We start from the raw sequence: 15,546 nt of genomic DNA on the forward strand, positions 1-15,546 counted from the left end.
TGCAGGATTAATTATATGAAATCTTTTTTAGAACCATTTAAATCCCTTACAGCAGTAGAGTCTCTTCGAGAGGCTCTGCGCAAGCATGGGAAGATATATGATATTACAGGGTGCGCTGATAAGGCGCACCTTATTTATGGTATAGGACATGACGTTAAGTATAAGCTTATAGTCACTAGCGATGAGCTTAAGGCTAGAGAATTATACGAGGAATATCGTTTCTTCGATAATGATGTGGTGTATTTTCCAGCTAAGGATTTTCTGTTTTATCAGTCTGATATCCGTGGAAATGCCCTTACAAGAGAGCGTATGTGGGCTATAGAGGCTGTAATAAGCAACAGCTCGTGTACAGTTATCACCACTATTGATGCCCTTATGAATAAGCTTCCAGACGTGTCGTATTTTGAGGAAGGTGTTGTAGCTATATCAGATACGGATACTGTGGAGCTTGAGGCATTACGTCGTAAGCTTGTGGCTATGGGCTATGAGTATGTAGGAACCTGTGAGCATCCTGGAGAGTTTGCGGTTCGAGGTGGAATTATCGATGTGTATCCACTAACCTCAGATTTACCTGTTCGAATTGAACTATGGGGGGATGAGGTGGATAGCATTCGCTCTTATGATCCTACAAATCAGAAGTCAATCGAAAACATAAATGCTGTTTTAATTTTCCCTGCAGTAGAGCTAATATTAAGCGCTGAGCAGGTGGAGGCAGGTCTGGCGAAAATTGAAAAAGAGCGAGATGAGCGTTATGAAGCATATCGAAAAGATATGAAAACTGAAGAGGCTTATCATCTAAAAACATATGCAGACAGAGTAGTGGAGGAAACCAGGGAGTGGGGATTAAGCCAGGAGCTGGAGACTAATCTTACATACTTCTGTGATAAGCTGGGTTCCTTTATAGATTTTATGCCTAAGGGTACCTATGTGTTTGTGGATGAGGTTCAGAAGGTAATTAATAAGGCAGAGGTAACAGCCACAGAGTTTGCTGATGCTATGACACGCCGTGTGGAAGCCGGATATATGCTTAAGGGGCAAATGGATATGTTGTACGGTGTAGAGGAGATATTTGCCCGTATTGAGAAGTATCCTACCACCCTTATGTCGGTACTTGATGCTAAGAATAAGCTGTTAAAATCAGAAGATCACTTTAGTATTGCTGTTCAGGGAGTAAACGCCTATAACGGTAGCTTTGAGCTTCTCACAAAAGAGCTTCTACAGTATAAAAAAAGAAAGTACAAGGTTCTTTTGGTTACAAGCTCTTCTACGAAGGGTCAGCGTTTGGCCGAGGATCTGTTGGATGAAGGATTGAACGCTTATTTCACGCAGGATTTGAGTCATGAGATAAATCCTGGTGAAACTATGATATGCACAGGAAATATTAAAAGAGGGTTTGATTACCCTGATTCAGCCTTTGTAATGCTGTCTGACGGGGATATCTTTGGTCATGTCAGGAAGAAGAAAAAGCGTGTTAAAAAGTATGAAGGTGAGTCAATTTCTTCATTTTCAGATTTACATGTGGGGGATTATGTTGTTCATGAAAATTACGGTTTGGGAGTCTATAAAGGCACCGAACAGATGGAACTTGATAGAGTCATTCGAGATTACATAAAAATCGAGTACGCCAAGGGAAGTAATCTTTATGTACTCACCAGTCAACTAGACCAGATACAAAAGTATTCTGGTCCTGATGGAAAGAAGCCTAAGCTTAATTCTTTAGGTGCAGGTACCCAGGAATGGAACAGAACCAAGCAAAAGGTACAGTCAGCCGTTGGTATTGTGGCCAAGGAATTGGTGGATTTGTACGCATTACGACAGAATACAGATGGTTTTGTATATGGTGCTGATACTGTATGGCAGAAAGAATTTGAAGAAAGCTTCCCATATGAGGAGACAGAAGGACAGCTTACTGCTATAGAGGCTGTTAAGGCAGATATGGAGTCTAAGAAGATAATGGACCGTCTTATCTGTGGAGATGTAGGCTTTGGTAAGACCGAGGTTGCTATGCGTGCGGCCTTTAAGGCAGTTCAGGAGGGCAAGCAGGTGGCTTATTTGGTTCCTACTACCATTCTTGCACAACAGCACTACAATAACTTTGTTCAGCGTATGGGCGGTTATCCCGTAAATATAGGCCTTCTCTGTAGATTTAGAAGTGCAGCTGAGCAAAAGAAAACCATCGAAAACCTTAAAAAGGGGATGGTGGATATTGTTATTGGTACACATCGTTTGCTCTCTAAAGACGTAGAATTTAAGGATTTAGGGCTTCTAATTATAGATGAAGAGCAACGCTTTGGCGTAAACCATAAAGAACGTATTAAGCAGATGAAAAAGACAGTGGATGTGTTGTCTCTATCTGCTACTCCTATCCCTCGAACTCTTCATATGTCATTGGTTGGAATTCGAGATATGAGCGTTTTGGATGAGGCTCCAATGGAGAGAACTCCTATTCAAACTTTTGTATTTGAATACAACGAGGAGATGGTTAGAGAGGCAATTGTGCGCGAAATGGCACGAGATGGTCAGGTTTATTACGTATTCAATCGTGTGCGTGGCATACAGGATATGGCGGCAGAAATCGAGAGGTTGGTTCCAGAGTCAACTGTCGGCTATATTCATGGCCAAATGACAGAGGCCAAAGTAGAAGATGTGATGATGCAGTTCATAAATCATGAAATCGATGTGTTGGTGGCTACCACAATCATCGAAATTGGTCTTGATATATCAAATGTAAACACTATTATCATCCATGATTCAGATAATATGGGTCTGTCCCAGCTTTATCAGCTAAGGGGACGTGTTGGCCGAAGCAACAGAACAGCTTATGCCTTCTTAATGTATAAGAGAGATAAGATGCTTAAAGAGGTTGCAGAGAAGAGACTGGCGGCTATTAAGGAGTTTACGGACCTTGGTTCAGGCTTCAAGATTGCCATGCGAGACCTGGAGATTCGTGGTGCTGGAAACCTACTTGGTGTTGAACAACACGGAAATATGACAGCAGTAGGTTACGATCTTTATTGTAAGATGCTTAACGAAGCCGTAAAGAAGGAAAAGGGCGAGGTTAAGGAAGACAGCTTTAATACCCAGGTTGATATTAATATCGAGGCTTATCTTCCAGATACCTATGTTTCCAATGAGGAGCAGCGAATCGATATTTACAAGCGAATTGCAGCTATTTCCTCTGAAGAAGATAGGGATGATATGCTGGATGAGCTTGTGGATCGTTTTGGAGAGCCAAAGAGGTGCGTACAGAATCTTATTTGGGTGGCGATGTTGCGTGTAAAGGCTCACGATGCCTATGTTTCTTCTATTGAGCAGAAGGGAGATATTATCCGCATTGTAATGTACGAAAAGGCAAAGATAGATATTGGACAGATTCCTGCATTGTTGGAGAGAAACAATCCGCATATTACCTTTGCGGCAGATCCTAAGAATCCAGCTTTCGTATTTAATACAAGGGCAAACACTAGAATTAAGCCAAATGAAGTTTACGATTATCTGCAGGATTTCTTATTAGACCTAAAGACTTTGAAGGATGATTGAATTAACCCTTATAATTAATTATAATTAAAAGGCTTGAGAAAATAATTGGGGAGGCGGTTACATTAGCCCCAAGGAGGAAGTAATAATGAATAATACTAGATTAAAGTCAGCAGGAATTGCAGCACTTTCAGCTGCTGTTCTTTTCACAGGATGTGGAAAGCTTGACTCAGATGCAACACTTGTAACAATTAAGAATGGAGACGCTACTGATACCATTAGTCTTGGGTATGCTAATTTCGCTGCTAGATATCAGCAGTCAATGTATGACCAGTTTCTTTTAGGTTACTATGGCGAGGATATGTGGAGCCAGGATATGTCAGGAAAGGGCTCAACACTTGAAGAGGAAACAAAAGACGGAGTTCTTACAGAGCTTGAAGAGCAGTACTTAGCAAAGTGTCATACAAGAGATTATAAGATTAAGCTTTCAGAGGACCAGGAAAAGGCAATCGATGAAGCTGCAAAGAAGTTTATGTCTGATAACTCTAAGGAAACCATTGAAGCAATGGGCGCTACAGAGGAATATGTAAAGCAGTATCTTGAGAGCAGAACTTACTATACATATGTAAGTAATGCTGCTAAGGAGCAGTTAGGCGCTGACATTACAGAAGATGATTGCTGGATGCGTACCTTCACATACGCGGTGTTTGAAACAACTGGAAAGAAGGACGAAGAAGGCAACGTTACTGAGTATACAGAGGATGAGATTGCAAATCTTAAGAAGGATGCTGAGGAATTAGCAGCAGCTAAGGATTTCACAGCACAGGCTGAAAAGCTTGGTGTTACAACAACTCCTTATTCATATCTTAAGGGTGAGACAGAGGATTCTACAGTGGATATGAGCATTATCACTGCAGCTGAGGCCCTTAAGGAAGGGGAGGTTTCAGCTGTTATCGAAGTTGATGGTGTAGGTTACTACGTACTTAAGCTTGATAAGGATCATGACGAGGATGCTTCTACAAACAAGAAGGAAAGCCTTGAGTCAGAAGCCTTTACAAAGCTTATGGATAAGTGGAAAGAGTCAATCACATGGAAGGTTGACGAAGAGCTCTGGAAAGAAGTTAAGTTTGATACTCTTTTCAAAGCTGTAGAGAAGGAAGAAACTGAAGAGCCAGCTGAAGAGACTACAACAGAAGAGACAACCGAGAAAAAAACTGAAGAGACAACTTCAGAAGAGTCTACAGAAGCAGAGTCTGAGGAAAAGACTGAAGATAAAACAGAAGAAAAAACTGAGGAGAGCACTGAGGATTCTGAGCAGACAGAGGATGCAAGTGAAGAATCAGATGCAAATTAAAAAATGAATTTTATTATTTCCTATGTAAAGAAATATAAATTCAGAGCAATATTAGCCCCACTTTTCAAAATGTTAGAGGCCATATTTGAGTTATTGGTTCCCCTTGTGATGGCAGCCATCATCAACAAGGGAATCGGAAACTCAGATACCCACTACATCCTTGAGATGAGTGGGGTTTTATTGTTTCTGGCTGTAGTTGGACTGGTATTTTCAATAACAGCCCAATACTTTAGCGCCTACGTGGCTGTGCATTCGGCTGCCGAGATTCGAAGAGATTTGTTTGAAAAGATATTAGGACTGTCTCAAGGTACTAAAGATAGGATTGGTGAAGAGGTGTTAACTACTCGTATCACCAACGATATAAATCAGATTCAAAATGCCATAAATATGGTTTTAAGACTGTTTTTGCGCTCGCCATTTATTGTGGCAGGTGCGACAATCATGGCGTTTATCGTGGATGTTAAATCCACACTTACTTTTTTGATTGTTGTCGGGCTTTTATCGTTGATTGTGTATTTCATAATGAAATATACACTTCCAAGATACAAAGCTATTGCTGCTAAGCTTGAAAAAGTTCTTCACGCAACCTCAGAAAATTTGGCTGGTGCCAGAGTTCTTAGGGCCTTCTGTCAAACTGATGAGGAAAAGGCTGGCTTCCAAGAAAAAACTGCTACTCTGGCTAACATGCAAATTGCTACAGGTAAAATCTCTGCACTTCTGAATCCAGTAACCTATGTTGTGGTAAATATCGGTATTGTAGGTTTAATCTATGTGGCTATGGGCCGTGTAGATTCGGGTGTTTTAAAGCAGGGTGATGTGGTTGCTCTTGTTAATTATATGGGGCAAATCCTTATTGAATTGATTAAGCTTGCAAACCTTATTGTGCTTTTGATGAAAGCGTTTCCTTCTGCTGACCGTGTTCAGGAGATAATGGAAATGAAATCTGATGAGCGTTGCCAAGAAAAATACGGAGATGGTGAGCTGATTATCGGTGGATCGAAGCCTCTTGGTTCTCTTTCTCTTAAACATGTTTCCTTTAGCTATAATGGGAGCGCTGATATGGATCTTGAAGATATTAATCTTGAGATTCCTGCTGGTTCTACTCTTGGTATTATCGGTGGAACTGGCTCTGGAAAGAGCACCTTACTTAAGCTTTTGAATCATACTTACGAAGCAACATCTGGTGTTGTTGAGTTGAACGGACAGGATGTTCGTAAGATTGATGATAGCACTTTGGCTTGGGACTTTGGAATTGTACCTCAGAAGGCAGTTTTGCTTTCAGGAACAATCAGAAGTAACCTTACAATGAAGGAAACAGAAGCATCTGATGATGAAATTATATCAGCACTTAATATCTCGCAATCGTTGGAATTTGTTTCAACGAAAGAAGGGCAGATTGATGCTACTGTAGTTGCAAAAGGAGCCAACTTCTCAGGTGGACAGCGCCAGAGATTGACCATTGCGAGAGCTTTAGTGGGAAGGCCTAAGATATTGATTTTAGACGATTCTGCCAGTGCACTGGACCTTGGAACAGAGGCAAAATTAAAGAAGGCTTTAACTCAGTTGAGCTGGAAACCAACTATAATTATCGTTTCACAGCGTGCATCCTCTGTAAAAGGGCTAGATCAGATATTAGTATTGGATGACGGCAAATGTGTAGGACTTGGAACCCATGAACAGCTTATAGAAAGCTGTGAGACCTACCAGGAGATATATTATTGTCAATATCCTAGAGAGGAGGCAAGCGGTGAATAATAAGTCTCAATCTAAGATATTAAATCGTATTTTAATGGAATTGCGTGTTTATAGCTTTAATATTATCATTTCTATTTTATGTGCAATGACCACTGTATATTTGACTTTACGTATACCAATTCTTACAGGACGAGCTGTGGATTGTATAGTTAAAGCAGGGGAAATAGATTATGATTCCTTAATATCTGTATTAAAGGAAATGACCGTTATTGTTTCGTTAACCTTTGTTTCTCAGTGGGTTATGAGTAGAATAAATAACCGTATAACCTACAATATTACAAAGAATCTTAGGGATAGAGCCTTTGGAAGGCTTCAAAATATGAAGCTTGCAGAGATTGATAGCCATCCTCATGGTGATTATGTCAGCCGAATTGTTTCAGATGCTGACACCTTTGCAGATGGCCTTTTAATGGGCTTTACTCAGCTTTTTACAGGTGTTCTCACAATCCTTGGAACCATATATTTTATGGTGATGATTTCTTGGAAGATAGCGTTGATTGTCATCATTGCCACACCATTATCGTTGTTGTTAGCAAAGTTTATTTCCAGCAGAACCTACTCGTTCTTTGGAAAGCAGGCAAAACTTCGTGGTGCAGAAACTTCTTATATAGAAGAAATCATCCTCAATAAGAATATTGTTCGCAATATGAATTATGAAGGTCATGCTCTTGATAAGTTTGAAGAAATGAATGATGAGCTTACAGATGCAGCAATGAAGGCTACCTTTTATTCTTCTATTGTAAATCCAAGCACCAGATTAATTAATAATCTGATATATGCTTCGGTAGGTGTTTTTGGTGGATTGATGGCAATCTCCGGAGGCATCACTGTAGGTGGTCTTACCAGCTTTTTGTCATATGCAAGCACCTATGGAAAGCCATTTAATGAAATCTCTGGTGTTGTTACTGAATTCCAGAATGCCATAGCTTGTGCAGGTCGTCTTTTTGAGATGATTGATGCAGAGGTTGAGGTTAACGAGGGGCAGGAGAGTATAGATGGCGCAAGAGGAGCTATTGAATTTAAAGATGTAAGTTTCTCCTATGATAAGAGCAAAAAGCTTATAGAACACCTGAATCTAAAGGTTGAGCCAGGACAGAGAGTTGCAATTGTTGGTCCTACAGGAGCAGGCAAAAGTACAATCATTAATCTCCTAATGAGATTTTATGATATTGATGGTGGTCAGATTCTTATAGATGGCAAAAATATAAAAGACATTGAGCTTGATAATCTGAGAAGCAACTTTGGAATGGTGCTTCAAGAAACCTGGCTGAAGAATGCTACTGTTAAGGAGAATCTTAAGATGGCTAGTCCGAATGCTACAGACGATGAAATTGTAGCAGCGGCAAAGGCAACACATGCTCACAGCTTTATAAAGCGCATGCCTTATGGCTATGACACTGTTATCTCCGGAGATAATGGATCCTTGTCACAGGGACAAATGCAGCTACTTTGTATCACCAGGGTAATGCTAAATATCCCACCAATGCTTATTTTGGACGAGGCAACCTCATCAATTGATACACGAACTGAACAGAAAATTCAGTCAGCTTTCAATAAAATGATGAAAGGTAGAACTACTTTCGTTGTAGCTCACAGACTTTCCACTATCCGCGAGGCGGACGTGATTTTATTCGTCAAAGATGGACAGATTGTGGAGCAGGGTAATCACTCAGAATTGTTGCATAAAGACGGATATTATGCTAAATTATATCGGAGTCAAATCGAATAGGGATAACTATGCCCTTTTTTAGATTTTAGAGAGAATTAGATTGTAGGAGACAATATGGAGCAGTATGTGATTAAGGGCGGCACTGCGCTTTCTGGAGAGGTAGAAATCAGTGGTGCCAAGAACGCAGCTCTCGGAATTTTGGCTGGCGCTATTATGGCCAACGAGACTGTAACAATTGAAAATCTGCCAAATGTAAAAGATATAAATGTACTTATCGGAGCAATTGAAGACATTGGCGCTTCAGTTAACCGTGTAGATGAGCACACAGTTGAAATTAATGGTTCAAGCATATCTAGACTTTCAGTAGATTATGAATACATTAAAAAGATTCGTGCTTCTTATTATTTAATGGGAGCACTTCTTGGAAAATATAAGAGCGCAGAGGTTGCACTTCCAGGTGGATGCCTTATTGGTTCAAGACCAATCGACTTACATGTTAAGGGTCTTAAGGCTCTTGGCGCTAATGTAGATGTATCTTATGGTCTTTGGTCAGCTAGAGCAGACAGACTCGCAGGTAGCCATATTTATCTTGATAAGGTATCAGTAGGTGCCACTATCAATATTATGCTTGCAGCTGTTCTTGCAGAGGGCAAGACTACCATTGAAAATGCAGCCAAGGAGCCACACGTAGTTGATGTTGCTTCTTTCCTTAACAGTATGGGAGCTAATATCCGTGGTGCAGGTACTGATGTGATTCGTATCGTCGGTGTTCCAGCGCTTCACGGCACAACTTACGCAGTTATTCCAGATCAGATTGAGGCTGGTACATATATGTGCGCAGCTGCAGCTACTCACGGTGATGTTCTTGTTAAGAACGTTATCCCTAAGCATTTGGAGGCTACATCTGCAAAGCTTATTGAAGCGGGTTGTCTCATAGAGGAATATGATGATGCAGTTCGTGTAGTTGCAAAGGGTCGTAAGCTTACAAAGACACATGTTACTACCTTACCATACCCTGGATTCCCTACAGATATGCAGCCTGAAATTACTGCAGTTCTTGGAATCGCTGATGGTACAAGTACAGTTACAGAGTCTATCTTTGAGAATCGTTTCAAATATGTTGATGAGCTTGCTCGCATGGGCGCAAACATTAAGGTTGAAAGCACAGTTGCAATCGTAACAGGTGTTGAAAGATATACTGGAGCTCAGGTTTGTGCACCAGATCTTCGTGCAGGTGCTGCTCTTATTATCGCAGGCCTTGCTGCAGATGGATTTACAGTTATTGATGATATTAAGTATATCCAGCGTGGTTATGAGGATATCATCGGAAAGCTTTCAAAGCTTGGTGCTGATATTGCAGAAGTTGATTCTGAGCACGATTTACAAAAGTTCAAGCTCAAGGTTTCTTAGTTTTTACGACTTAGTAAGGTGGAATAAATGGATATTACTGAAAAGATTGAAGTAGATGACTGCCCAATTTGTGGCGGTGCAGGTCTTATTGAAGAGGAAGACCATGGTTTTTATGTAGCATGTCTCGATTGTGGCAGCTACACAGGTACAGTTAGTTACAAGACTGAAGATGGAAAGCAGGAAGCAGCTGAGAAAGCTGCAATGCTTTGGAATACCGGCAAAGTAATAAACTCCGCTCCAGGTGAATAAATACTCCGCTTCTAGTTACGCTCTCAAGCCTGAATATTACTCCGGAGAGCTGAAGAAAGCTCTCATTGAGTAACACTCAGAGCTAGATAGCTACTAGAAGCTCAATTATTTAAACTCCCTTGAATAAGGGGGTTTATTTTTTGCCTTAACGAATAATACGAAAATAAGGGGATAGAGTGAAATTTTTGTGAAATATCTGCTATTTAACATTAAATTCACAGAAATCTTGGTATACTACAGATATTAAGATAGGATTAAAGCCGTTTTGTAACGGCCATTTAGTTTCTAAATGGAGGGTCAAGTATGCCAGATAGAGAAGAACAAATGGATATCAAAAGCAGGCAAATGCTTGAAAGAAACCGATTGGCAAGATATTGCGGAACAATAACATGTATAGCCTTATTGTTTTGCACAATAAGATCCCTTGCCTTAGATGGTATGAATGCCTTGGAAATTGCCAGGTTAATTGTTGCCATTGTCGATTTGATTATCTTCCAGGTAATGTACAAGGTATGTGGCTCAGAGTACAAGTATAAGTATGTAGTAACACTTTCTATGGTGGTACTCTTCGTAATAAATATTTATTTTCCTGCAGATAAGAATATGTATATCTTTATGTATACAATCATTCTTATTGTTATGATTTATGGAGAGGCAAACACTGTAAAGATTGGATGCTTTGTGGCTAACTTCTGCTTGGTGACATCGGGAATTATAGAACTAAAAAGTAAAAACATTACTGGTCGTGAGCTGGTTACAGAGCTTGTTTTTTCTTTGATTGCGTGCACAATCTCAGTTGTTGTATGTAAGCAGCAAAGAAGGCAGACTACAGAGACTCTTGAAACCATTAAAGAAAGTGCAGATGAAATGAAAGAAACCTCAGCTACTATTGTTAGTCTGGCTGAGCAGTTGAATCAGAAGTTCGTAGAAGCAAACGAAGTATCTACAAAGCTTAACGAATCTATGCAGGATGCAAACAATTCTGTACAAGAAATCGTGGAAGGTGTAAAGAATACAGCAGAAGCTATTGAAAACCAAACTAATAAGACAGCTGTTATTCAGGAAAGCATTCAGACAGTTGGTGGTGAGGCAGGCAATATTGATGATGTTTCAATAAGTGTAGAAGAATCTGTTAACGAAGGTGTTGATCTTATTAATCAGCTAAAGAGTCAGGCAGAAAAAGTTGCTAACATCAACATTGAAACAAGTTCAACCACACAGGCCCTTAATGATAGTATCCAGGATATCCAGGGAATAACAGAAACAATCCTTGGTATTTCAAGTCAGACAAATCTGCTAGCGCTTAATGCTTCAATCGAGGCAGCTAGAGCTGGTGAGGCCGGAAAGGGCTTTGCAGTTGTTGCTGATGAGATTAGAGCTCTTTCAGAAAGCACAAGAGAGGCAACAGAAGAGATTTCAAAGATTATTGAAAGACTTATAAGCGATGCGCGTTCCGCATCTTCGGCAATGTCAAAATCTGCTGAGTATGCAACAAAGCAGAATGAGTTAATCGAGGAGACAGGAACAAAGCTTGATGCAATCAAGGAAGGCACTGATGAATTAAGAGGCGGTGTTGTTCAGGTAAGAGGTTCTGTTGATGAGATTATTACAGCAAACCAGGAAATCATGGACAATATTACAAATATCTCAGCAACCTCAGAAGAAGTAGCTGCGGCTGCTGATACTGTTGGTGAGGTAAGTAATCAGGCTATGGATGCACTTGCAGAAATGAATGATACTCTTGATGTGATTAATAGAATCGCCAAGGAAATGGAAGAAATGGCACTTAAATAAAACTAAATAAGAACAACGGGTTCTGTTTATTTTAAACTATGATGCTGGTTACGGCCACAAGCCATGGATAACTCAGAGAAAGCTGAAGAAAGCTTCCCTTGAGTTACCCATGAGCTTGATGCCTACCAGCTTTTTTGTTTGGGGAGACAGAACCCTTATTTTGCACATTTATAATAATTAGAGTAAAATTAGTCTAATAGATATCGGGATAATTTAGATAGAAATTCAATATACGTGGGGGAAAACATATGGCAGATAGACCAGTTTCGAGAAAAAAGAATGTGACAGGTTCAGGTTCAGTTAATCGCAAAGGTAGCGGTCTAGGCGGTGGTCCTGTTGGTGGAGGACATGTGCCTGGTTCAGGGGGAAGCTTTGGCGGAAATAGAGATGGTGGCTATGGAGGCGGGCTTGGCAAGATTATCATTATTGCCTTAGTTCTTTTGCTCGGTGGCGGTGGAGGACTTGGTGCCTTTTTAGGAGGCGGTTCAGGTTCAACTGGCTCTGTTACAAGCTCTGGCACCACAACCACTATAAACACAATTAGTTCCATGGCATCACTGCTCCTTGGAAATGGCAGCACAAGCATGGCACAAAGTGGAAATGCAAGTTGGAGTAGCAAGGCAAATACCGGCGTATTAGATGAGTCCGTGGCTGATGGTGCTCGTGAAAAATACACAGTGCTTCAGGGTGATGGCAAAGATACTGTCACAATCATGGTCTATATGTGTGGTACAGATCTTGAATCTAGAGGTGCCATGGCATCTAAGGATATTCAGGAGATGCTCAATGCCAAAGTAGGAGATAAGATTAATCTTCTTGTATATACTGGCGGTTGCACCAATTGGCAAAATACGGTAGTCAGCAAAAACACCAACCAAATCTACCAGATTAAGAATGGCAAGATGGTGCGAGTTAAGGACAACCTTGGTGATTTGCCAATGACGGACCCTAACACTCTATCTTCATATATAAAGTTTTGTAGTGAGAACTACAAAGCAGACAGATACGATTTGATTTTCTGGGATCATGGCGGTGGTTCTGTCACAGGCTATGGTTATGATGAGAAGCACAAAGATGCAGGTTCTATGGACCTGGCAAAAATAAATAAAGCTCTTAAAGCAGGTGGCATAAAGTTCGATTTCATCGGTTTCGATGCGTGTCTCATGGCAACAGTAGAAAATGCTCTTATGCTAGATGCACACGGTGATTATATGGTGGCATCTGAGGAGACTGAGCCAGGTATCGGCTGGTATTACACAGATTGGCTTACCAAGTTAAATGAGAATACTTCAATGCCAACAATTGAGATTGGCAAGAACATAGTTGATGATTTTGTGGCACAGTGTGACATTAATTGCCGCGGTCAGAAGACAACTCTTTCAATAGTGGATCTGGCTGAGCTTTCGACAACAGTTCCTGAGGATTTAAAGAGCTTTGCTGAGGCTACAACTAATCATATTGACAAGAAGGAATACAAGGTTGTTTCAAATGCAAGATCATCCTCAAGAGAATTTGCCACATCCTCTAAAATCGACCAAATTGACCTTATAGATTTTGCCATCAAGATGGATGATGAATCTGGCAAGGAGCTATCAAAATCTCTGAAGAGCACTATAAAGTACAACAAGACCTCTAGCAACATGACAAATGCCTATGGTCTTTCTATCTATTTCCCATACCGTCAGACAAACAAGGTGGACAGCATGGTGAACACCTACGACGAGATTGGTATGGACGAAAGCTATAGCAACTGTATTCAGAAGTTTGCATCAATGGCATATTATGGCCAGGCAGCAGGTTCAGGTACATCAAACGCAAATCCTGCCAGCATTCTTCTTGGAACAGGAAGCAGTAATGGTTCTAGCGGAAGTATGGATAGTGCCCAGGCAATTATGCAAATCCTTAATGCTGTAATGACCCAGAAGTCTACCATGGATAACTTCCTTAACAAGGGTCCTTCTATGGAGGAAGCAGCTGAATATATTGCTGAGAACAACATAAACCCAGATGATTTAAAGTGGAAGATGAATGATGCTGGGGAGAATGTTATTGCCCTTAGTGAAAGCCAGTGGGATAACATTCAAGGAATAGAGTATTCAACATTTGTAGATGACGGTGAAGGCTATATTGACCTTGGTCTAGATAACGTTTTTGATTGGGATGAGGATGGGAATCTTAAGGCCAACACCGATAGAAGCTGGTTGGCAATAGATGGTCAGATTGTGGCATATTATCACATTGATACCACAGGAGATGAAGATAACTACACAATCACAGGACGTGTTCCAGTGTTATTAAATGGTGAGCGAGCAGAGCTAATCCTTGTATTTGATTCAGAAAACGAGGATGGCTACATTGCAGGTGCCACCTTTGATTATAAGATTATTGATGGTGCGACAGAGACAATTGCCAAGAATCTTACGGAGCTTCAGGCCGGGGATAAAATTGAATTCCTATGTGATTACTATAGCTATGATGGAGAATTTAGCGATAAGTACTCTCTTGGAGATATGGTATTACAAAAGGATATGGCAGATATTCAAATTTCGAATTTGGTGATTGAAGACAAGCCTATATTGATATCCTATGTCTTCACCGATATATATGGTAACAACTACTACACTGACGGACTGTCTCAGTAGTTGAGGATTCTATTTCACGACTTATTGTGAGTCATTAAAGGAAAGGATCACAATAACTTATAGATGTGTGTCAGAAGTCCAGACAAGATCCGAAGCGACTTGTACCGGACTTTTGACACATATTAATCTATGTGATAGAATTCATGTGCTGTTAAACTTTTATCAATCAAATTAGCTTGCAAAAAACTGTTTTAACAGGAGGAGACCCGCCTAAGGGCTTCTACCAGAAGGAGGAAACAATATGCAAAGCAACAATTCTAAGACCTATGAGCTTGTGCTCACAGCGTTATTCGTAGCCATTATTGTAGTTATGGCTTCAACCCCACTCGGATATATTCCACTCGTAGTTATTAATGCAACAACACTTCATATTCCAGTTATCATTGGTTCACTTTTCTTAGGACCAAAGAAGGGAGCATGCCTTGGCGGAGTATTTGGTATCACAAGCTTTATTAAGAGCTCACTTACACCAACTCCATCAGCATTCGCATTCTCTCCAGTGGCAGCTCTTACTATGCTTCCACATGATACTGTAGGACAGGCAATGGCACTTGTTTTCAAGAGCACATTCATTGCAATCGTTCCTAGAATCCTTATTGGTGTGGTTCCATATTTTGTTTATGTTGGAATCAAGAAGGCAATCAGCTCAGAGAAGAAGCTTGCTTACGGTTCAGTTATTAACGTGCTCATCTCTTTCATCATGGGCTTTGGTGTTTTCGCATTCTTCAATAAGATGATTTCTGAAGGTAAGGTTGGCTTTTCAGTAACAACTGCACAGGTGATTGGCGCAGTTGTAGGAATCGCAGTGTTCGCAGCTATCGAGTATTTATTTATGAATAAAGATGCTAAAGCACTCGGATTTATCACAGCAGGTATTTCTGGTGCAATGACAAATACACTTCTTGTTATGGGAAGCATTTATGCATTCTACAGAATCCCATATTCAGAGGTTCTTCAGATTGACCCAAGCGCACTTATGGGAGTAATTGGTGGAATCATCAGCTTCAACGGTGTTATTGAGGCAATCGTTGGTGCAGTAATTGTATACCTTGTTGGTATTGTCCTCGACAAGATTAAGCCAGCAGGTGTATATTCAGGAAAGAAGAATATAAAGGTAGATACTGTGGCTGGAACAGATTCTGTTCAGAAAATGGCGCAGTAACACACCTCATCAGTCTGCTATCGCAGACAGCTTC

General features: G+C 40.5%; 9 protein-coding genes. All 9 read left to right on the plus strand.

What is annotated here, in order from left to right:
* Positions 1-15 precede the first annotated feature (15 nt).
* Entirely contained in the window at positions 16-3,540 is a 3,525-nt protein-coding gene (mfd, locus tag BLR54_RS06835; protein WP_090418618.1) for a transcription-repair coupling factor, read from the plus strand.
* 85 nt (positions 3,541-3,625) lie between these two features.
* Complete coding sequence (locus tag BLR54_RS06840) at positions 3,626-4,831, plus strand: peptidyl-prolyl cis-trans isomerase (RefSeq protein WP_090418620.1); 1,206 nt, start codon at positions 3,626-3,628, stop codon at positions 4,829-4,831.
* A gap of 3 nt (positions 4,832-4,834) precedes the next feature.
* Positions 4,835-6,586, plus strand: coding sequence for an ABC transporter ATP-binding protein (locus BLR54_RS06845; RefSeq protein WP_090418623.1), 1,752 nt, complete (start codon positions 4,835-4,837; stop codon positions 6,584-6,586).
* A 34-nt stretch (positions 6,587-6,620) separates the two neighbouring features.
* Positions 6,621-8,315, plus strand: a complete 1,695-nt coding sequence (locus tag BLR54_RS06850) for an ABC transporter ATP-binding protein (RefSeq protein WP_090419161.1) — start codon at positions 6,621-6,623, stop codon at positions 8,313-8,315.
* 54 nt (positions 8,316-8,369) lie between these two features.
* Positions 8,370-9,665 (plus strand): UDP-N-acetylglucosamine 1-carboxyvinyltransferase, encoded by a 1,296-nt coding sequence (locus BLR54_RS06855; RefSeq protein ID WP_090418628.1) that lies wholly within the window; start codon positions 8,370-8,372, stop codon positions 9,663-9,665.
* A gap of 27 nt (positions 9,666-9,692) precedes the next feature.
* Positions 9,693-9,914, plus strand: coding sequence for a Lar family restriction alleviation protein (locus BLR54_RS06860; protein ID WP_090418631.1), 222 nt, complete (start codon positions 9,693-9,695; stop codon positions 9,912-9,914).
* A gap of 303 nt (positions 9,915-10,217) precedes the next feature.
* Positions 10,218-11,708 (plus strand): methyl-accepting chemotaxis protein, encoded by a 1,491-nt coding sequence (locus tag BLR54_RS06865; RefSeq protein ID WP_090418634.1) that lies wholly within the window; start codon positions 10,218-10,220, stop codon positions 11,706-11,708.
* Positions 11,709-11,956: 248 nt separating this feature from the next.
* Positions 11,957-14,350: a clostripain-related cysteine peptidase gene (locus tag BLR54_RS06870; protein ID WP_090418637.1), complete on the plus strand. Its 2,394-nt coding sequence runs from the start codon at positions 11,957-11,959 to the stop codon at positions 14,348-14,350.
* Positions 14,351-14,591: 241 nt separating this feature from the next.
* On the plus strand, positions 14,592-15,512 hold the full coding sequence (locus BLR54_RS06875) for an ECF transporter S component (RefSeq protein WP_090418640.1): 921 nt from the start codon (positions 14,592-14,594) through the stop codon (positions 15,510-15,512).
* Positions 15,513-15,546: the final 34 nt, after the last annotated feature.

This window comes from Pseudobutyrivibrio sp. YE44 (genome assembly GCF_900104335.1).
Classification (GTDB): Bacteria; Bacillota; Clostridia; order Lachnospirales; family Lachnospiraceae; genus Pseudobutyrivibrio.

Bases quoted from the DNA above. Each gene is read 5' to 3' on its own strand.
- mfd (WP_090418618.1), top strand. From the start codon at position 16: ATGAAATCTTTTTTAGAACCATTTAAATCCCTTACAGCAGTAGAGTCT.
- BLR54_RS06840 (WP_090418620.1), top strand. From the start codon at position 3,626: ATGAATAATACTAGATTAAAGTCAGCAGGAATTGCAGCACTTTCAGCT.
- BLR54_RS06845 (WP_090418623.1), top strand. From the start codon at position 4,835: ATGAATTTTATTATTTCCTATGTAAAGAAATATAAATTCAGAGCAATA.
- BLR54_RS06850 (WP_090419161.1), top strand. From the start codon at position 6,621: ATGGAATTGCGTGTTTATAGCTTTAATATTATCATTTCTATTTTATGT.
- BLR54_RS06855 (WP_090418628.1), top strand. From the start codon at position 8,370: ATGGAGCAGTATGTGATTAAGGGCGGCACTGCGCTTTCTGGAGAGGTA.
- BLR54_RS06860 (WP_090418631.1), top strand. From the start codon at position 9,693: ATGGATATTACTGAAAAGATTGAAGTAGATGACTGCCCAATTTGTGGC.
- BLR54_RS06865 (WP_090418634.1), top strand. From the start codon at position 10,218: ATGCCAGATAGAGAAGAACAAATGGATATCAAAAGCAGGCAAATGCTT.
- BLR54_RS06870 (WP_090418637.1), top strand. From the start codon at position 11,957: ATGGCAGATAGACCAGTTTCGAGAAAAAAGAATGTGACAGGTTCAGGT.
- BLR54_RS06875 (WP_090418640.1), top strand. From the start codon at position 14,592: ATGCAAAGCAACAATTCTAAGACCTATGAGCTTGTGCTCACAGCGTTA.